Source organism: Staphylococcus sp. LCT-H4, assembly GCF_001866145.1.
Classification (GTDB): Bacteria; Bacillota; Bacilli; order Staphylococcales; family Staphylococcaceae; genus Staphylococcus; species Staphylococcus succinus.
This window is the reverse complement of record NZ_MODY01000003.1, coordinates 414,735-433,273: the sequence shown is the minus strand read 5'-3', so window position 1 is coordinate 433,273 and position 18,539 is coordinate 414,735. Positions and strand designations below refer to the sequence as shown.

Sequence of the window (18,539 nt, the reverse complement as noted above, 5' to 3'; positions counted from 1 at the left end):
TTTTTTCTTTATACAGACTTTTATAAAAATTTGTCATTTACATATCAAAGTAACTTTATCGTTGATATAGAATTTATGCACGATATACTGATTAGGGCTTCTAGTTCTTTAACATTAATCAAAGTATAAAAGCGTAGCATAAAAAGGATATAGCATATGAATTATTTATCGAAGAAGATTTTATAATATATTGTGTATTTCTATAGACAATCAACTCAAAATATAAAAAGTTAAATTATGAAAATAATAGGAGCAAGGTATTAGTATAAATGTACTTGCTATTTTTATACTGATAAGATAGACGCCGTCATATATTTATCTTGTTTTTACAACTTAATAAAGTTACATAAGCTATCTCTGCTAGTCAATGATTGGGTAATTTTATGATTATATTTCAAAAAAGTGACAGTATTGTAAGTATACGACGTATGGTTCCTTTGCTAGAATACTTAATGTAATACAAGAAAGGGAGCGGAAAATGAAAAAATTTATAATTATAATTATAGCTATAGCTGTAATTGTAACGAGTCTTTATTTGGTTTCAAATAATAGAAATCAATCTGGAGAGGCAGTAGCAATATTCCATCAACTTAATCCATTTGTCAAAAAAGAAAATAGTTATATAAAAACGAAAAATCCAGATGAAATACTTGATCATAATAGAGCGAGTTATACACAGAAAGTTTATAATGCGAAAGGAGAAGGTAGGACTTTAACTTTTTCCGCAATTGAAAAATTAAAAGTGGATAGGTACATGAAAATAATCCATAAAGGCGCGCATGTTGAGACTTATAAAGAAGTTAAAAAGAATGAGGTACCAAAAAAAGCTTTAAAAGAGATCGAATGATCGTTATTAAAAACTAAACATATAGTGGTTTGTTATGAATGTTTAACTAAGTAACGCATTTGAAAGCCATTCATAGTAGTTATTGAAGGTTATTTTATGCTATTTATAGTGTTTTGATATTGTAGTATTAATTTCATTTCACACTAGAAAAGTGATGCTAATAAAAGAAACTCTTTTGGTTGTTTACAAATTATCACTTATAGTTTAATATAATTGAGCACACCTTAGGGTGTTGCCATTAGAGTGGGTCTAATGCATGCCTTAGGGTGTGCGTTCAGACAACTCCCAGATATAACCACCCTTCGGGGTGGTTATTTTTGTATAATAGTAATCTGGTTAAACTACATATTATCTCTTATGAGAAAAAAATTACAAAGATAATTACTTATGAATATTCTTCGCTTTAATAGAAAATTAATTTTTAAAAAGAAATATATTGTTTGTCAATTTTCTTAACACATATTTTATTTTTTAATAAAATGTATTATAATTATATTTAGTTAGCCTAACACACTTACTTTCTTCTATAGTTAGATAAATAAATCTACAACTTATTCAAACAAGTTGTAGATTTATTTAATTATCAATTGAATTAATAAGAATATTCTGATAATGTTGCATTACCTTTTCTATTTTGTAAGACTATGATGGATGTCACTTTAGTGGCATCTATTTTTTTATTTACTTATACTAAATGATATTTTGTTCTGATTACAGATTGAAATCAGTAGTATGTGAATAATTTTTATATATTTAATTGTTAAAATGGGTTAACTTTGTTAGCTGATTTAAAATATCGTCTTATCAAGAAATATTTTATGCTATGATTTACCATGGAGTATTTAAAATAATGAGGTGCTACGATGAAAAACATACTAATTATTACTGGTGGTTGTATAGAAAAATGGGATGACGTTAGGGGCCATACAAATTTGGCTACCGGCAGCATTGGAACATATCTTTCTAATGAACTGTCAAACTATGATTTTAATATATATTATCTGTCTGGTTATACAAGTAAACAACCAGATCCTCTAGATAATATTAAAGATAGACAGACATTTTTAGGGATAGTAGATTTAAGAGACAAAGCTAAAGCGATTATCTTGCAACACGATATTGACGTAGTGATTATGTCAGCTGCTGGTTCGGATTGGATATTTGATTACATAGAAGATAAGGAGACGGGTGAAATATTAGATAATAACAATAAGATAAGTAGTGATATTGTTCCTGTTGTTCATTTGAAAAAAGCGCCTAAAGTCCTTAAATTATTTAAAGAATGGAAGAATGATCTATTTGTAGTTGGTTTTAAATTAGAAACTGAGGATATTATAGAGAGGGCACTTAAGAGAATGAAATCGTCAGATGTGGATGTAATGATTGCTAATCACGCAAACTCCTTGAAAAATCATGGAGTGCATCATCATATCATAACGAGAGAAAATGATGTTATTGAAGCACATAATAAAAAAGAAACAGCACAGCAGCTCTCGAAATTGTTAAATGAAAAATTTAATTCATAGTAAAGAAGTAGAACCGTGATTTAATATATAAAGTGAAATGTATATTTAGCTGCTGTAATATTTAAATGATTTACGATAAAAATGTTAACTAATCTTACATATATTTTTATTTTCAGAAAATATAGTGTATTATGAATTATGAGTTAGCAGGGCACTAGCTCACTCATTTCTACATAATATAGATACATAAAAGAGCTACAACTTATTCATTAGGTTGTAGCTCTTTTGAATTATCATGCGATATGTTGAAAATAATGATTAAATAGTTAGTCTATATAATTTGATATTTCTATAAGATTCCTATCCGGATTTCTTAAGTTGATAAGGTATATCCTTCAGCACGTGTTCTAGTTACAGAGCGTAATTCAATATGTATCTTATGTGTATTGAAATGTGAAATAACTTGATTAATCAGCGTGTCAGATATTAAATAAAGATTAGCTGATCCAGGCGTTAGATGACGTGAGGTAGGGCTTAAAATATGATCTTTATGGTGTAAACTATCAAATGACTTTTATTTCTAAAATGTCTTATAAAAATGAATAGTGTTTTCAATGCTCGATACTGTTAAAACGAAATGATCAATTCTATTTATTAACATAATACCCCCTTCACTTTTAAAAATAATATGTTTATCTCATTTGATATAGCGGCAGATTTCTATATAATTTAATAACTTAACAGTAACATAGAGTATCAAAATTATAGTAGAACAATGTTTAGATAAAAAGTGAAAATACTATATTTCTAGTCTATGCATAGTAATAAATATAATTACCGTTTAACTTATGATACTTCTATAAAAAAAGAGCTTAGGCACTGTCAAATAATATTAAAAACGTTATAATAAAATGTGAGATGGAGGAATGTTTGCGTGGAATTTTGGTTAAAAAAACAAGCAGAGTTAAACGGAGCGCGTGTGTTTATAGATGATGGGGAAAACAATGTTACTTTTGCATCAGCATACACACAGGCATCAAGGCTTGCTCGTGTACTCTCGCAACTTGGGAAACATAGAATAGGTTTATATATCGATAATTCGATTGAGTCTGTCATTTTGATTAATGCTGCATGGTTAGCAGGTATAGAAATTGCAATGCTAAATACAAGGTTAACTAAATCTGAAATGTTAGCACAAATGAACTCTGTAGACGTAGATACAATCATTGCTATGAACGAATTAGACTTAGAGGATCTAAATGTGATGGCGTATTCGGATCTACTAGTACAGGTAAATGATGAGGTGTTTACTGCACAATTTTCAATAAACAGTATCGCTTCTATTATGTTTACATCTGGTACTACTGGACCTCAAAAAGCAGTGCCACAAACATTTATGAATCATTATGCGAGTGCATTAGGTTGTAAAGAGACCCTTGGCTTTAATCAAAGTACTAAATGGTTATCTGTATTGCCAATTTATCATATATCAGGTTTAAGCGTTATACTTAGAGCGTTAATTGAAGGTTTTACAGTACGCATTGAGTCGAGGTTTAATGCGGATACGATGTTAGCTATTATAAAACAGGAATTACCAACACATGTATCGCTTGTACCACAAACTTTAAAATGGCTCATGGATACAGGTATGAACCAACCTTTCCACATTGAAAAAATTTTACTAGGTGGCGCAAAGTTATCGAGTTCGCTCATTGAACAAGCACTTAAATATCATTTACCTATTTATAATTCATTTGGTATGACAGAGACATGTTCACAATTTTTAACTGCTTCACCGGATATGTTAGCGCAGCGTTATGACACGGTTGGGAAGCCTAGTGAAAATGTAAAAGTTAAAATTGCTAAACCAAATGAATTGGGGCATGGAGAATTACTGATTAAAGGTGATAATGTTATGAAGGGTTATTTATATCCTGAGAATAAACGTGACACCTTTGAGGATGGCTATTTTAAAACAGGTGATATCGCAGAAATTGATGCAGAAGGCTATGTCATGGTATATGATCGTAGAAAAGATTTGATTATTAGCGGTGGGGAAAATATATATCCATATCAAATAGAAACTGTTGCTAAGCAATATCATAGTATAGAAGATGCAATGTGTGTTGGTATAAAAGATGAGCAATGGGGCGAGGTTCCATGCCTATATTATATTTCAAATGAAATAATACCTAAAACAGAATTACTAAAGCATTTTAAAGATAACATTGCTAAGTATAAAATACCGAAGCGATTTGAACGTGTATCTACACTGCCTTATACTTCAACAGGTAAACTTCAAAGAAGTCGTATGAAATGATAGGAGTGAATGCTTTATGAAATTGAGTGCTATACACTTGTATGCATATAATGAGCCTTTTCAATCTCCTATTATTACGCCAAAGGTCTGCATGGAGAGTAGGAAATCATTATTTGTTGAAGTAATTACAGATGAAGCACTACATTATTTTGGAGAATGTAATGCTTTTGAAACAAATTGGTATGCTGAAGAAACCATTACAGATGTGCAACAACAAACGATAAAATGGTTTCAACAATATAAAGATGTAACATTCGAGAGTTTTACAGAAGCACAACATTCACTCAATCAATTGAATGATTACCCAGCAACGAGAAGCATGATTATGATGGCGGTGTATCAAGCATTTCATAAATTGACCACATTTAACGTTGATTATGGGGCTACAATTAGCGGGTTGTCTGAATATAATTTAACGCAATTAATAAACACCCGCCCACAACGAGTTAAACTTAAATGGACATCTGATATTTTAAAGCACATAGAAATAATTAAGCATCTACCTTTTGAAGTGGACTTGGTGGTCGATGCTAATGAATCTATCGATGAAAAGGGAATAAATCAGTTTAAAGCATTAGTTCAATACGATATTCTCTATATTGAGGAGCCTTTTAAACATTTAGAACAACTACAGCGATTTCAGCCTACAGTTTTGCCGCCGGTAGCAATAGATGAAAAAGCAGTCACTCAATCAGCAATTATTGATGCTATTAGTAAATATAAAATAGATGTAGTGATATTGAAACCATTCAGATTGGGTGGTATTGATAAAGTGTTTGAAATGATAAATATCTTAAAAAACTACAAAGTTAAAGTGGTCATTGGCGGGATGTATGAATATGGTTTAAGTCGATATTTTACTGCGATGTTAGCCCAATACGCAGATTATCCAAGTGATATTACGCCAGAAGGATTCTATTTCAAAAGAGATATTGTTGAAAATGCAGGTATATTAAAAGGAGGCTCAATTTATTTTGAACCTCCTACAGTAAATACTGTGCGTATGGAGCGAATTTATTAGTCTTTGTCAGATTTCTTTTTCTTCAAGGGTACAGGATCGAAGCCGCCTTTATGAAGCGGGTGACACTTTGAAATTCTCTTAACACCTAACCATGTTCCTTTAAAGGCACCATAAACTTCTATAGATTCTCTTGTATATTCAGAACAAGTGGGATAAAATCGGCAAGAAGCAGGTGTCATTGGTGAAATAAAGCGCTGATAAAAACGAACTAGCCCTAAAAACAATGTTTTCATAGTTTTTGCCTCCAACAAATAAAATAGCATAATTAGTTTAACATAATTAGAGGAAGAGTGATGAACGTGAAGTTTATAGATAAAGAAAATGACAATGTATATTTAACGTATAAAGACGATAATGATATAGCTAATGGTGAACACGTTCTAATCCTTCCTGAATATAAGGGGCAATTATTGTTTACACAACACAACATACGAGGCGTTGAATTTCCAGGTGGGAAAGTAGAAAAGGGAGAAACAAGTCTTGTGGCTGCAAACAGGGAGCTATTTGAAGAGACAGGCGCTACAATGCAAAATTGTTATTACATCGCCCAATATTGTGTCGACAGGACGAATGGTACAAGTTTTACTAAAGATGTCTATATGGCTGTAGTAAATGAAATTCATACAAAAAGTGATTATTTTGAAACAAACGGGCCCTTATTATTCGATTCAGTTGATGATATTCCGAATGAACAAAAAAGTTATTTGTTAAAGGATGCAGCAATTTTACAATGCTTAGAGAGAGTGATGGAACTTGGATTTTATCAATAAAAAACGTATGCCTGTAGATGTACCTACTCACATTTTTGAAGAAGTAACGTATCAAATAGATGGTTTACATGTACGAGGATTGTTAATGACGCCAAAGCAACAAGTCAAACGCATTGTGATTTATTTGCGTGGTGGAAAGGGTCAAGTAGGAAAAGTAAGAACAGGTCGTCTGTTACAATTTTCGAATGAGCAAACACTCGTTTTTGGACCTTACTATAGAGGCAACAATGGCAGTGAAGGTAAAGATGAATTTTATGGGAAAGATTTAAACGATGTCACTTCAGCAATTCGTATCTTAAATCATAAATATCCGAATGTACATATACATATGATTGGTTTCTCTAGAGGTGGATTACAAGGTTTATTAACTTTCCAAGATTTACCGGTTTCAAGTTATACTATTTGGGGCGGTGTACCTGATATCTATTTAATGTATGAAGAACGTGTAGATTTGAGAGGGATGCTTAAGCGTATGGTGGGCCATCCAAAAAAACAAAGAGAGGCTTACCAACAACGAGATGCTATATCTAAAATCACAAAATCTAGTCCGCCCATACTTATCGTTCATGGCGGAAAAGATCATCAAGTGGGTATCCACCAAGCATATTATTTAGCAGAGCAATTAGATAAAATTGGCGCGACTTATCGCACATTCTATCAAATGGAGGAAGGACATGTACCTAAGCCATTTGCATTAGATAAGGCGCTTAATACTGTAAAACAATGGATGACGGATGTTGAACAACAAAGTATTAAAAACGATTATAATTTAAATAATAAAATATAAAAAACATGTACTACCCAAAATGAGTAGTACATGTTTTTTATGATTAGACTTATTTGAAGCCGCCTTTGATAGCCAGATCTTCTACGTCTTCTCCAAATTTTTCGAAATTATAATTGAAACGGTCAATTAAGTCTTGTGCCTGTGCTCTATATGCTTCTGGTTTATTCCAAGCATTAATTGGATTGAGTAATGTTTGCGGTACATCTTCTACAGAGACTGGGATATTTAGTCCGAACATATCATCTTTAATATATTCTGCCTCTTTTAATTCACCTGTAATTGCTTGATTGACCATCTGTCTTGTGTAACTTAAGCTAATACGACGGCCGACACCATATTTACCACCGGTCCATCCAGTGTTAACTAAGTATACGTCTACGTCATGTTTATCTATAAGGTCACCTAACAAATCTGCATAAACCTTAGCATTAAGCGGTAGGAAAGGTGAACCAAAACAAGTTGAAAATGAAGGTTCAGGTTCAGTGACACCGCGTTCTGTACCCGCTAGTTTGGCAGTGAAACCACTTAAGAAATGATACATCGCTTGATCTTTAGTTAATTTAGAAATCGGAGGTAATACACCAAAAGCATCGGCGGTTAAGAAAATAATTGTGTTAGGATGTGCCGCTTTAGAGGGTGTAACAATATTATCAATATGGTTAATAGGATAAGCAGCTCTTGTGTTTTCAGTATAATAGTTATCGTCGAAATCAACATCGCCTTCTTCGTCGACCACTACATTTTCTAAAATTGTCCCATACTTAATGGCATCATATATTTGTGGTTCTTTTTTATATGAAAGATTAATGGCTTTAGCATAGCATCCACCTTCGATATTAAAGATACCGTTATCATTCCATCCATGTTCATCATCGCCAATAAGTTTACGATTAGCATCAGCAGAAAGTGTTGTCTTTCCAGTTCCAGATAAACCAAAGAATAATGCGACATCACCTTTGTCACCAACGTTAGCTGAACAATGCATGCTCATGATGTCGTCTTTAGGAAGTAAGTAGTTCATTACTGAGAAGATGCCTTTTTTCATTTCGCCAGCATATTCCGTACCGCCGATTAAAATAACTTTATGTTTAAACGAAGTTATAATGAACGTTTCAGAATGCGTACCGTCAATGGTTGGATCAGCTTTAAAGTGCGGTGCTGAAACGATTGTGAAATTCGCTTTAATATCTAATGCTTCTTCGTATGAATTAGGTCGAATAAACATATTCTGCGCGAATAGGTTATGCCAAGCTAACTCATTAATGACAGTGAGTTTTAATTGCGAATCTACATCGCTACCTGCGTATCCATTGAATACATATAATTCATCTTTTTTATCAAGATAAGCTAAAACTTTATCGTATAATTTTAAAAATGTTTCTTCTTCAATTGGTTGATTAATGTCTCCCCAATCAATTGCATCTCTATAAGACGGTTCAGTAACGATGAATTTATCTTTAGGGGAGCGTCCTGTATATTTCCCAGTTTTGGCATTTATGGCACCTAACTCAGTGAGTTCGCCTTCATTATTATTCAAAATTTTGTTATATAACTGAGTCGTCGACAATTGAAATAATGATGAACTTTTCCCTAAAATGCTGTCAATTTTATTTGTATAAGTGTATGTATCTACCGCCATACTGAATCCCTCCATAGTTAATTTTAAATGTAAGCCTTTACAATTAAAAAGTATAACACATATGCATTATTAGTCCACACCATTTTAGAAGGAATTTTAATAAATGTTAAATTGACAATATATCAGAGATTCTGTACTATAGGGATTAACGGATTCTCTTATCCTGAGTGGCGGAGGGACATGGACCCAATGAAGCCCAGCAACCTCTTCTTAATACGAAGAAAGGTGCCAAACCGTTTGCAGACAAATAGCGTCTGAACGATAAGAGCGAATGGACGTATAAGGGCCTTCTCTCTATTTAATATAGTGATGAAGGCCTTTTTTATTTAGCTCAACAGAGAGAGAATTTTCGTAATTTAAAACTAAAGGAGCAAATTATGACTTACAATAAAAGATTATTCACTTCAGAATCTGTAACAGAGGGGCATCCAGATAAAATTGCTGACCAAGTATCAGATGCAATATTAGATGAAATACTTAAGGATGATCCTAATGCGCGTGTAGCTTGTGAAACAACAGTAACTACAGGTATGGCATTAATTTCAGGGGAAATATCAACTTCAACTTATGTAGATATTCCCAAAGTCGTAAGAGAAACGATTAAAGAAATTGGTTATACACGTGCAAAATATGGCTATGATAGTCAAACAATGGCAGTATTAACAGCAATTGATGAACAATCTGCAGATATTGCACAAGGCGTTGATACAGCTTTAGAATATCGCAATGATGTTTCAGAAGAAGAAATTGAAGCAACAGGTGCCGGAGATCAGGGCTTGATGTTTGGTTACGCTACAAATGAAACGGATACTTATATGCCGTTACCAATCTTCTTATCACATCAGTTAGCTAAACGATTATCTGATGTTCGCAAAGATGAAACATTAAATTATTTACGTCCAGATGGTAAAGTGCAAGTAACTGTAGAATATGATGAACATGATGAACCGCGTCGTATTGATACCATAGTAGTGTCTACTCAACACGCTGAAGATATTGAGTTAGAACAAATTCAAGCTGATATTAAAGCACATGTTATTTATCCAACTGTATCACAAGACTTATTAGATGAAGCAACGAAATTCTATATAAATCCTACAGGTAGATTTGTGATTGGCGGCCCTCAAGGTGACGCAGGACTTACTGGTCGTAAGATTATTGTGGATACGTATGGTGGTTATGCGCGTCATGGCGGCGGTTGTTTCAGTGGTAAGGATCCAACAAAAGTGGACCGTTCTGCTGCGTATGCTGCCCGCTATGTAGCTAAAAATATTGTTGCTGCTGACTTGGCTAAAAAATGTGAAGTTCAACTTGCTTATGCAATTGGAGTGGCTGAGCCTGTATCGATCTCTATTGACACATTTGGTACTGGGAAAGTTAGCGAAGATAGTTTAGTAGAGGCTGTCAGAAGCCATTTTGATCTCAGACCAGCAGGTATTATAAAAATGTTAGACTTGAAACATCCAATCTATAAACAAACGGCTGCTTACGGTCATTTTGGTCGTACAGATGTATTATTACCATGGGAAAAATTAGATAAAGTAAATTTACTGAAAGATTCTGTTAATGCATAATAAAAGTAATAGAATACTTTTTTATCGTATGAAGAGCGATTATCGATTATAATAAAGTTACTGAACATATAAAGGAGCGCTATTGTTATGAATTCATTTGGACCGTTAGAAATTGGTTTGATCGTGGCAATCATCGTGGCTATTATTTGTTTAATATTATTTTTTGTTGCTTTAAAAAGTAAAAAGAAAGCGCAGAAAAAAGTAGAAGACCAATATAAAGCGAGAGAGAAAAAATTAAGCGATGAACATGAAGAAGAATTAGAAAAAGAAAGAATTGAAAATAAAAAAACGGTAACTAAACAAAAAGAAGAATATACCGCAACTGTAAGCTCTAAAAATAGAGAAATTGATGCGCTAAAATTATTTTCTAAAAACCATAGTGAATATGTAACAGATATGAGATTGATTGGCATTCGTGAACGTCTTGTAAATGAAAAGAGAATTCGTCCTGAAGATATGCATATCATGGCAAATATTTTCTTACCTAAAAATGAGTTTAGTGATGTACAACGAATCAGTCATTTAGTACTTACGCGTACAGGACTATATATAATCGATTCTCAATTACTAAAAGGGCATGTTTATAATGGCATTAGTGCTGGACAATTTAAAGAACAGCCTATGATGGAACAAGTATTTGACACACTTGACCTTGATAAACAATCACCACAAACGCTTGTATTAGATCAAAACGAAGATAAAAATTCATTATCATTTGTTAATTATTCTGATCACTTAAATGAAATAGAAAAACTTGCTGGTGATATTCAAACAGAATTGAATTTAAAATTTGCGCCTACCACTATTTTGTACTTTAATCCGAAGAATGAAGGTGCAGTCACAATTTCTAATTATGCACAAAGCTCAAGCTCAAAAGTACTAGTTGGGCCTGAACAGCTTGATGAATTCTTTAATAAGTTTGTATTCCACGGTCGTATTCAATATACAGTGGAAGATTTACAACGTATTATGGATGAAATAGAATCATTTAATTAGAATAGAAAAACCCTTATGACAAAAGTCATAAGGGTTTTTTAGAAAGTAAATTTTTTTGAGTGTTATTTATAGTAAAAAGAGGGATTTTAAATAAATAAGCATTTTAATTTATATGATAGGGTATTTTAATTAATATAGTATTTAATTGATGAAAAAGGGGATTTTTTAATGGAGAATATAACGTTTTATAATGGCAATGAAATGCCGATTGTAGGATTAGGAACATTTCGTGTAGAAAATAGTGAGCAGTGTAAAGCGGCAGTAAAGCATGCAATTGAAAGTGGCTATAGACATATTGATACTGCAATGATTTATGATAATGAAGAGAAAGTCGGGGAAGGCATCGCTGAGGCTTTGGCAACGACAGGATTAGATAGAAGTGATTTATTTATTACATCTAAATTATGGTTAGCTGATTATGGAAGAACTAATGTTGCTACTGCTTATGAAACAAGTTTGAAAAAATTAGGCTTAGATTATTTAGATTTATACTTAATGCATTGGCCGGGCACAGATGAGGCTTTAATGATTGATACATGGCAAGGTATGGAAGATTTATATAAAGAAGATAAAGTGAAGAACATTGGAGTGAGTAACTTTAATGTAGAACACTTTGAAGCTTTGTTAGCACAAGTTTCAATCAAACCTGTAATTAATCAAGTTGAATTCCATCCATACTTGTTACAAGAATCATTGAGAAGGTATTTAGAAGTTCAAAATATTCATGCTGAATCTTGGTCGCCACTTATGAACGCTCAAATATTAGATGATGAAACTGTAAAAGCTGTGGCTAGTGAAACAGGTAAATCACCTGCACAAGTAATCATTCGTTGGAATATTGAACATGGTGTTGTAGTTATACCTAAATCAGTAACACCTTCAAGAATCGAAGAAAATTTAGATGTCTTTAATTTCTCGTTAACGACTGAACAGGTAGAACAATTAGATCGCTTAAATGAAGACCGAAGAATTGGACCAGACCCAATCGGTTACAATGGTCATTAAGCTTTAAGTTTGTAAAGTATGTTATTTCGAAAGATAACTACACAAGTGCCTTATTTTATGTTAAGTACATGAATACGTCATAGAAAATATAATGGTCAAGCAAATTTCTAAAAATCGGCTTGACCATTTTTCGTATTTAAAATAGTGTATATCCTACAAAACATGCCAAAAATGAAGCGCCGTATTGTATTACGGAATAAATAATAAAGCTTATGATTTTTTTATCATCAATCAATAACTTAACTAATTCAGAAGATAAAGTTGAAAAAGTGGTTAATCCACCAAGTATCCCGATAACTACAAAGGATTGAATCCAGTCTACATTTAGCATCATGCCCATTATTAATCCTATGAGAAAGCTACCCGAAATATTAACAATAGGCGTTGCAATAGGCAGATCGCTATTAAAACGTTGAGTACATAGATTAGTAATAAAGCCCCTTATTACTGCACCAATACCGCCACCTAACATGATTAATAAAAGCTGTGTCATGATAAACGTGCCCCCATTTTCACACCGATATAACAAACAATGATTCCTAAAACATAACTACTTAATGCATAAATAAATAATGTAAGATAAGCTTGTTGTTCTAACAAATGAATAAGTTCAAATTGAAAGGTTGAAAATGTTGTGAGAGCGCCAAGGCAACCTGTAGTGATACCTTTTTTAAGCAATGGGTTATTTTTGAAATACTTTATTGTTAAAGTGCCCAAAAATCCCATTAAAAATGCACCTAAAATATTAGCGATAAAAGTACCAAAAGGGAAATGAATATAGTGGTTAGAGAATGATAACCCGTATCGTATTGAGGCACCTATCATTCCTCCGATAAAGATGTATAAATATTGCATTGTTTAGATGATTCCTCTCAATGAAAAATAAAATACTACACAAGTATTTTAACTTATGTAGTATAGATTAGAAAATGATGCCAAACGTCGATAGTGCAGCCACAATATGAATTATTATAACGATTAATAAAACAAAAGGTAAGCACTTGCTAGCTTTGCTAACCCAGCCTGACTTTTCATGAAGATGTTTAATTGATTTATCTGCAAAAATAATAGAAATTATTAAAATAATAGCGTTTATAATACTACAAACAAATATTAATTTGATTATTGAATTAAAATGCATGTTAAGTAGAGGGTTTCTAGTATTAAAATAAAAACTAATAATGATTAATAAAGTAGACAAATAAAAATAAAGTTTTGAACGTGCCATATTTACCTCCTAGTGCAATTCATTAAATAATAATACCATAGTTTTACAAAAAATTAACGAATTTTACAATTTAATAGTAGTTAAAATAGTTTTAACTTATGAAAATTTAAACTAGAAAAATGCATTTTAACAAAATAATTGTTTATTTTTACTCTAAAAATTTTGACAATTCAAGCAAAAGATTAGAAATTAAATAATATTGGTGGTATAAATGGAGTGTATGGTTAATTAAACCGTTATAAAAATAATTCTTAATAGAATTATTTATTTTAGTCAGGAGGAATTAGTAATGGCAAAGTTAAATGTTGAAGTGTTTGCAGATGGTGCAGATATCGAAGAAATGAAAGCGGCTTATAAAAATAAACAAGTAGATGGTTTTACTACAAATCCTAGTTTAATGGCAAAAGCAGGCGTTACGGATTATAAAGCTTTCGCTGAAGAAGCTGTTCGTGAAATTCCAGATGCATCTATCTCATTTGAAGTATTCGCAGATGATTTAGAAACAATGGAAAAAGAAGCTGAAATTTTAAAACAATATGGTGAAAATGTATTTGTGAAAATTCCAGTTGTAAACACAAAAGGTGAATCAACTATTTCTTTAATTAAAAAATTATCAGCAGATAATGTACGTTTAAACGTAACTGCTGTTTATACAATAGAGCAAGTTAAAGAAATTACTGAAGCTGTAACTGAAGGTGTACCAACATATGTATCAGTGTTCGCTGGTCGTATTGCTGACACTGGTGTTAATCCAATTCCATTAATGAAAGAAGCAGCAGAAGTAACGCATAGCAAAGACGGTGTGAAATTACTTTGGGCAAGCTGTCGTGAAGTAATTAATGTTATCGAAGCGGATGAAGTTGGAGCTGACATTATTACTTGTCCTGCTGACGTTGTTAAAAAAGTAAATACAAATCTGGGTCGCGATATTAACGAGTTATCAGTTGATACAGTTCAAGGATTTGCAAAAGATATCCAAAGTTCAGGATTATCAATTTTATAATAGTTGAGTCATTTATAGCACATAAATAAAAACTGAGGCAATTCATTCAATTGAATTGTCTCAGTTTTTGTTTATCTTTATGTTGAACAGCTTATTTTACGTAATGATTCATCATTAAAATAAATGTGTAAATAACTATAAGAATAAAAAAGCTTTTAAAATAATTCAAATGAGTGTATATCATGGGTTATGATATTTGCTATACTATATACAACTTCGTTTTTAGCACTAAAAATAATCATAAAGTTAAATATTTATAAATACTAATCTAATAATGAGTCTTAGTTTTTTATATAGTTAGGAGCAATGGATACACTATGATATTACAACAACCTAAGCTTGCCACAACGTTAAAAAACCAAACACTTCTAGATGTTTTTGATGAAGATGAAGATTTAATTGAATCGGCCGAAATTCATGACTCCAGTCTAAGTAATCAAGTGTTAGAAAGGTTTGCGGTCTATGCTTCTCGTATTAAGGATTGTGACTTTTCTAATTCAGATTTAGGTCGTGTTGATTTTACAGATGTTATTTTTGAGAATTGTGATTTTTCTAATGCGAATATGGATCATGGATCTATTCATCGTGCGATATTTAAAAATTGTCGTTTGACAGGAACTCGGTTTAATTACATGCGTTTTGGAAACGTATTATTTGATGAAGTGAAAGCAGATTTTATAAGTGTTACTAATTCAAAAATAACTAACTTTAAAACGCAAAAAAGTAGTTTAGAAAATGCAGAACTCTTTAGTTCAAAGCTAAAGCAAGTTGTATTTGACAAAACAAATTTAGAACATTTATCCGTCTATCAAACCGCGTTAAAAGATTGTGATTTAAGCCAATCATATTTTGAGTCATTTGTAGTTAATCAAGAGGATTTATTTGGCTGTATCGTTTCTAGAGATCAAGCAGTACAATTTGCTACACTCATGGGTCTTGTCGTCAAAGATTAACTTTGACAACAAGACTTAAATTATCAAACCTAAATAACGTTGTTTAAGTATTGAAAGTATAAGCATTAAAGGAGACATTTGATGAAAGTTAATATTTTTAAGCAGAAGGTTAAGAAACAATTGTGGTTTTTAAATAAAAAAGAAAAAAATAAATTAGAAGATGTACTTACGCAAGCGATTGACGAAAAAGATGGGGAGGAATTAAATCGTCCCATTGCATTTTCTAATCAATTTTTAAAAACACATGTTTTTAAGGAAAAAGTAGTATCAACAACACAATTATTTGCGTTACTCATAGGTATTTTAATTTCCTATATTATATTACTTGGTTTGTTTCTATTTGGATTTTTAACTAGTCTTACATCTGTACAATATTTTGTGAAGCCAGAAGTACAACTATCTACGATTACAGTGATATTAACTTTAGTAGGCGCGTTATTATTGATTGTAGTAAGTTTATATTTAATCAAAATTGCGACTGCCTATTTCACTAAAAAATTGTTGGAGTACAAGCATAATAAAGCACTTTAAATATTTAACTATTGTAAAAGGCGGGAAAGGGTCAAACTTTCTTGCCATTTTTTATATATAAACATATAACTAGAATCAATTTGTGATATGAAATCCATTTTCAAAGAATATGATTGTTTGTGGACCTTGAGATTTTAACCCAGTAATCATATGAGCGTTAATATAGTATTGTATAGGTGCACGTTGTGTTTTTAGTGGAAATAAAATAATATACTTTTTGACATAGATAGGTACAAACTTACGTATTTTCAATATTTGTCTAGCTTGTTTTATTTGTAATGTATAGGATTTTTGATGAGTTTCTAAAAAATAGTGTAAAGTGTTATTTATAGTTGAGGGGTAGGTAAATTGATGCGTTGTAAACTGGCTAATAGTAAGATTCTCTGGACCAATGACTGATTTGAAATATAATAATTTTGCAATAGGGGTCATTTGAAAGATCACCTCAGTAGTTATGATAATATGCATTAAATTTTGATCTGACACGTTTCTGATAATTTTTTATAGTGGAAAGAGAGCAGTGAAGTATGTCGGCTATTTCATGTTGTTTATAACCTTCAACTTTTAAAGTTAACCATTGTTTTTCATTTGATGTTAGTGAGGAATAGAAATTTTGTTGAATTAACCGATTTTCATAATCTTGAAAATTAAAGTACACTTGGTGCTCGTGTTCTTCGAATGTCAAATGTTGGGCTTGTGGTATTTTTCTTAAAAGGTCAATCAAGTAAAAATTCAATCTACGATATAGAAAAGTAGACATTGCCATTGATTTTGTAGGGTTATAATCGTAAAATAGTTCCCACATTCGTATCAATAAGAGTTGAGCGAATTCATCCTTATTATACTTAATATTGTATTTTTTTAACAGATAAGGAATAATGTGTTTATGTTTTTTGTAGCATTTTTCAAAAAGCATTTATATCTCCAACGTCATATATACAACATGAATTTCCGGATATAATCATTTTATTTTAGGAATTAAAAATTTTCATTTGCTAAATTTGAATTTTAGGTGTTAAATAGGAGACATAGATAGATAACATTTTAAGTTTTATAACACTAACGCGTATTCAACTTAAATATATAGCAATTTAGAGGTATATTATTATCTTCGGACAATTTTCAGGAGGTTTATATGGATTACGCACATTTGAATTTAGAACATTTTTTTGCTAAACACAATGATTTAGATATGATTAAAGACAAATCAGATTTTGTGATGATTAATAACATGACAAAAGAAATGATGTATCGAGATGGAGAAATAGAAGGCACAATTGATTTAAATCGTTATTATTATAAAAATAGATCACAAGCTGCAAGTTTTATTATGATGGATTATAATAAAAGTCAAGAGTAATGAAATTAAAATTTCATTACTTTTTTTATGAATATGTAACAACATTTGTATAAAATTGTACGTTCATCTATTTAGTGTTAGAATTTATAATCGGATAGCCTTAACGTAATATACATAGTCGCTGAGGTTGCATTCTTAACTTTTACCTACGAGGTGTGAAAATGACGAAGCATAAAAAAGGCTCAATATTATCAATTATTGGTTTATTGGTAATTTTAGGTGTAGCTGCGGTCATTGTTTTTTCAATGATTTCAGATCAAATATTCTTTAAAGATGTTGACGAACAAGAAAAAGTAGAAAATCTTAAAGTAAGTTTAGACAAAGCATCTAAAAAACAAATTGATAATTACACGAGTCAACAAGTTTCAAGTAAAGATAATAAAACCTGGAGAGATGCGTCATCTACTGAAATTAAACAAGCGATGAACAGTAAAGCATTTATCGACAGTGATACTCAAAAATATCAATTTTTAGAATTAGATAAATATCAAGGGATTGATCAAAACAGAATAAAACGTATGTTAATAGATAATCCAACATTGTTGAAACATACAGATGATTTTATACAGGCAGCTAAAGAAAAACACGTTAATGAAGTATATTTAATTTCACATGCGTTACTTGAAACGGGTTCAGCAAAAAGTGAACTGGCAAGTGGTGTAGAAATTGATGGGAAAAAATATTATAACTTCTTTGGTGTAGGTGCTTTAGATGAAGACCCAATCAATACCGGTGCAGAATACGCTAAAAAGCATGGTTGGGATACACCTGAAAAAGCAATTAGCGGTGGCGCTAACTTTATTCATGAACATTTCTTATCGCATAAAGATCAAAATACACTTTATAGTATGAGATGGAATCCTAAGAATCCTGGGGAACATCAATATGCTACCGATATCAAATGGGCAGAAAGTAATGCTAGCTTAATGGCTGATTTCTACAAAAACATGAAAACAGAAGGTAAGTATTTTAAGTATTTTGTATATAAAGATGATGAAAAACATAAATAATAAGCAATTTGAGATTGATAGAACACGTT

At 31.6% G+C, this 18,539-nt stretch carries 21 protein-coding genes and 1 riboswitch; of the genes, 14 read left to right on the top strand and 7 right to left on the bottom strand.

From position 1 onward, the window contains the following. The first annotated feature begins 478 nt into the window (after positions 1-478). The 4 genes from BK821_RS10985 (at position 479) to menC (ending at position 5,654) form a co-directional block, all read left to right on the top strand. On the top strand, positions 479-847 hold the full coding sequence (locus BK821_RS10985) for a YxeA family protein (RefSeq protein ID WP_046836778.1): 369 nt from the start codon (positions 479-481) through the stop codon (positions 845-847). Positions 848-1,710: 863 nt separating this feature from the next. Beyond that, on the top strand, positions 1,711-2,373 hold the full coding sequence (locus BK821_RS10980; RefSeq protein ID WP_046836777.1) for a phosphopantothenoylcysteine decarboxylase domain-containing protein: 663 nt from the start codon (positions 1,711-1,713) through the stop codon (positions 2,371-2,373). An 874-nt stretch (positions 2,374-3,247) separates the two neighbouring features. Then, the gene (gene menE, locus BK821_RS10975; protein WP_046836776.1) at positions 3,248-4,633 is read left to right on the top strand and encodes an o-succinylbenzoate--CoA ligase; all 1,386 of its coding nucleotides are present in this window, start codon (positions 3,248-3,250) and stop codon (positions 4,631-4,633) included. A 16-nt stretch (positions 4,634-4,649) separates the two neighbouring features. Continuing rightward, the gene (gene menC, locus BK821_RS10970) at positions 4,650-5,654 is read left to right on the top strand and encodes an o-succinylbenzoate synthase (RefSeq protein ID WP_046836775.1); all 1,005 of its coding nucleotides are present in this window, start codon (positions 4,650-4,652) and stop codon (positions 5,652-5,654) included. On the opposite strand, the gene yidD is transcribed toward menC, so the two are convergent. Further along, entirely contained in the window at positions 5,651-5,887 is a 237-nt protein-coding gene (gene yidD / locus BK821_RS10965) for a membrane protein insertion efficiency factor YidD (protein ID WP_046836774.1), read from the bottom strand. The two genes, menC and yidD, sit on opposite strands and share 4 nt — an antisense overlap. A 60-nt stretch (positions 5,888-5,947) precedes the next feature. On the opposite strand from yidD, the gene ytkD reads away from it, so the two are divergent. Both ytkD and BK821_RS10955 read left to right on the top strand, forming a co-directional pair. Next, a complete protein-coding gene (ytkD, locus tag BK821_RS10960) occupies positions 5,948-6,424 on the top strand; it encodes an RNA deprotection pyrophosphohydrolase (protein WP_071331668.1) in 477 nt (158 codons plus the stop codon). Next, positions 6,408-7,211 (top strand): alpha/beta hydrolase family protein, encoded by an 804-nt coding sequence (locus BK821_RS10955; protein WP_177165134.1) that lies wholly within the window; start codon positions 6,408-6,410, stop codon positions 7,209-7,211. Before ytkD ends, BK821_RS10955 begins: the two co-directional genes overlap by 17 nt. Before the next feature lie 49 nt (positions 7,212-7,260). Here BK821_RS10955 and pckA read toward each other — a convergent pair whose 3' ends face one another. Next, positions 7,261-8,850 carry a phosphoenolpyruvate carboxykinase (ATP) gene (pckA, locus tag BK821_RS10950; protein ID WP_046836772.1) on the bottom strand — a complete coding sequence of 530 codons (1,590 nt, stop codon included), beginning with the start codon at positions 8,848-8,850 and terminating at the stop codon, positions 7,261-7,263. Between the two features lie 155 nt (positions 8,851-9,005). After that, positions 9,006-9,118, top strand: a riboswitch (SAM riboswitch). 109 nt (positions 9,119-9,227) lie between these two features. Between pckA and metK the strand changes: the two genes are divergently transcribed. From metK to BK821_RS10935, 3 genes are all read left to right on the top strand, one after another. Next, positions 9,228-10,424 carry a methionine adenosyltransferase gene (gene metK, locus BK821_RS10945; protein WP_046836771.1) on the top strand — a complete coding sequence of 399 codons (1,197 nt, stop codon included), beginning with the start codon at positions 9,228-9,230 and terminating at the stop codon, positions 10,422-10,424. A gap of 87 nt (positions 10,425-10,511) precedes the next feature. Further along, the gene (locus BK821_RS10940; RefSeq protein WP_046836770.1) at positions 10,512-11,420 is read left to right on the top strand and encodes a nuclease-related domain-containing protein; all 909 of its coding nucleotides are present in this window, start codon (positions 10,512-10,514) and stop codon (positions 11,418-11,420) included. 168 nt (positions 11,421-11,588) lie between these two features. Further along, positions 11,589-12,425, top strand: coding sequence for an aldo/keto reductase (locus tag BK821_RS10935; RefSeq protein ID WP_046836769.1), 837 nt, complete (start codon positions 11,589-11,591; stop codon positions 12,423-12,425). Between the two features lie 136 nt (positions 12,426-12,561). Here BK821_RS10935 and BK821_RS10930 read toward each other — a convergent pair whose 3' ends face one another. From BK821_RS10930 to BK821_RS10920, 3 genes are all read right to left on the bottom strand, one after another. Continuing rightward, positions 12,562-12,918, bottom strand: a complete 357-nt coding sequence (locus BK821_RS10930) for a fluoride efflux transporter FluC (RefSeq protein WP_046836768.1) — start codon at positions 12,916-12,918, stop codon at positions 12,562-12,564. After that, positions 12,915-13,280, bottom strand: coding sequence for a fluoride efflux transporter CrcB (crcB, locus tag BK821_RS10925; RefSeq protein WP_046836767.1), 366 nt, complete (start codon positions 13,278-13,280; stop codon positions 12,915-12,917). The genes BK821_RS10930 and crcB overlap by 4 nt, the downstream gene beginning before the upstream one ends. A 67-nt stretch (positions 13,281-13,347) precedes the next feature. After that, a complete protein-coding gene (locus tag BK821_RS10920; RefSeq protein ID WP_046836766.1) occupies positions 13,348-13,653 on the bottom strand; it encodes a hypothetical protein in 306 nt (101 codons plus the stop codon). Between the two features lie 289 nt (positions 13,654-13,942). Here BK821_RS10920 and BK821_RS10915 point away from each other — a divergent pair, with 289 nt between their 5' ends. The 3 genes from BK821_RS10915 (at position 13,943) to BK821_RS10905 (ending at position 16,140) form a co-directional block, all read left to right on the top strand. Continuing rightward, positions 13,943-14,656: a transaldolase gene (locus BK821_RS10915; protein ID WP_046836765.1), complete on the top strand. Its 714-nt coding sequence runs from the start codon at positions 13,943-13,945 to the stop codon at positions 14,654-14,656. Positions 14,657-14,973: 317 nt separating this feature from the next. Next, on the top strand, positions 14,974-15,609 hold the full coding sequence (locus BK821_RS10910; RefSeq protein ID WP_046836764.1) for a pentapeptide repeat-containing protein: 636 nt from the start codon (positions 14,974-14,976) through the stop codon (positions 15,607-15,609). Positions 15,610-15,690: 81 nt separating this feature from the next. Then, positions 15,691-16,140 (top strand): hypothetical protein, encoded by a 450-nt coding sequence (locus BK821_RS10905; RefSeq protein WP_046836763.1) that lies wholly within the window; start codon positions 15,691-15,693, stop codon positions 16,138-16,140. Positions 16,141-16,215: 75 nt separating this feature from the next. Here the strand turns inward: BK821_RS10905 and BK821_RS10900 are convergent, their stop codons facing one another. Together BK821_RS10900 and BK821_RS10895 are read right to left on the bottom strand one after the other, a co-directional pair. Next, positions 16,216-16,572 (bottom strand): competence protein ComK, encoded by a 357-nt coding sequence (locus BK821_RS10900; RefSeq protein WP_256201631.1) that lies wholly within the window; start codon positions 16,570-16,572, stop codon positions 16,216-16,218. Between the two features lie 13 nt (positions 16,573-16,585). Continuing rightward, entirely contained in the window at positions 16,586-17,056 is a 471-nt protein-coding gene (locus tag BK821_RS10895) for a sigma-70 family RNA polymerase sigma factor (protein ID WP_046836761.1), read from the bottom strand. 219 nt (positions 17,057-17,275) lie between these two features. Between BK821_RS10895 and BK821_RS10890 the strand changes: the two genes are divergently transcribed. Next, a complete protein-coding gene (locus BK821_RS10890) occupies positions 17,276-17,500 on the top strand; it encodes a hypothetical protein (RefSeq protein WP_046836760.1) in 225 nt (74 codons plus the stop codon). A 161-nt stretch (positions 17,501-17,661) separates the two neighbouring features. Beyond that, positions 17,662-18,510 (top strand): peptidoglycan release complex glucosaminidase SagB, encoded by an 849-nt coding sequence (gene sagB, locus BK821_RS10885; protein ID WP_046836759.1) that lies wholly within the window; start codon positions 17,662-17,664, stop codon positions 18,508-18,510. The last annotated feature ends 29 nt before the right edge of the window (positions 18,511-18,539 follow it).

Excerpts from the sequence above, each read along its gene's own strand:
- ytkD (WP_071331668.1), top strand. The coding sequence starts at position 5,948 with ATGAACGTGAAGTTTATAGATAAAGAAAATGACAATGTATATTTAACG.
- BK821_RS10900 (WP_256201631.1), bottom strand. The coding sequence starts at position 16,572 with ATGACCCCTATTGCAAAATTATTATATTTCAAATCAGTCATTGGTCCA.
- BK821_RS10920 (WP_046836766.1), bottom strand. The coding sequence starts at position 13,653 with ATGGCACGTTCAAAACTTTATTTTTATTTGTCTACTTTATTAATCATT.
- sagB (WP_046836759.1), top strand. The coding sequence starts at position 17,662 with ATGACGAAGCATAAAAAAGGCTCAATATTATCAATTATTGGTTTATTG.
- BK821_RS10910 (WP_046836764.1), top strand. The coding sequence starts at position 14,974 with ATGATATTACAACAACCTAAGCTTGCCACAACGTTAAAAAACCAAACA.
- BK821_RS10895 (WP_046836761.1), bottom strand. The coding sequence starts at position 17,056 with ATGCTTTTTGAAAAATGCTACAAAAAACATAAACACATTATTCCTTAT.
- BK821_RS10930 (WP_046836768.1), bottom strand. The coding sequence starts at position 12,918 with ATGACACAGCTTTTATTAATCATGTTAGGTGGCGGTATTGGTGCAGTA.
- BK821_RS10935 (WP_046836769.1), top strand. The coding sequence starts at position 11,589 with ATGGAGAATATAACGTTTTATAATGGCAATGAAATGCCGATTGTAGGA.
- crcB (WP_046836767.1), bottom strand. The coding sequence starts at position 13,280 with ATGCAATATTTATACATCTTTATCGGAGGAATGATAGGTGCCTCAATA.
- BK821_RS10890 (WP_046836760.1), top strand. The coding sequence starts at position 17,276 with ATGGATTACGCACATTTGAATTTAGAACATTTTTTTGCTAAACACAAT.
- BK821_RS10940 (WP_046836770.1), top strand. The coding sequence starts at position 10,512 with ATGAATTCATTTGGACCGTTAGAAATTGGTTTGATCGTGGCAATCATC.
- metK (WP_046836771.1), top strand. The coding sequence starts at position 9,228 with ATGACTTACAATAAAAGATTATTCACTTCAGAATCTGTAACAGAGGGG.
- BK821_RS10915 (WP_046836765.1), top strand. The coding sequence starts at position 13,943 with ATGGCAAAGTTAAATGTTGAAGTGTTTGCAGATGGTGCAGATATCGAA.
- BK821_RS10905 (WP_046836763.1), top strand. The coding sequence starts at position 15,691 with ATGAAAGTTAATATTTTTAAGCAGAAGGTTAAGAAACAATTGTGGTTT.
- BK821_RS10985 (WP_046836778.1), top strand. The coding sequence starts at position 479 with ATGAAAAAATTTATAATTATAATTATAGCTATAGCTGTAATTGTAACG.
- menC (WP_046836775.1), top strand. The coding sequence starts at position 4,650 with ATGAAATTGAGTGCTATACACTTGTATGCATATAATGAGCCTTTTCAA.
- yidD (WP_046836774.1), bottom strand. The coding sequence starts at position 5,887 with ATGAAAACATTGTTTTTAGGGCTAGTTCGTTTTTATCAGCGCTTTATT.
- BK821_RS10980 (WP_046836777.1), top strand. The coding sequence starts at position 1,711 with ATGAAAAACATACTAATTATTACTGGTGGTTGTATAGAAAAATGGGAT.
- pckA (WP_046836772.1), bottom strand. The coding sequence starts at position 8,850 with ATGGCGGTAGATACATACACTTATACAAATAAAATTGACAGCATTTTA.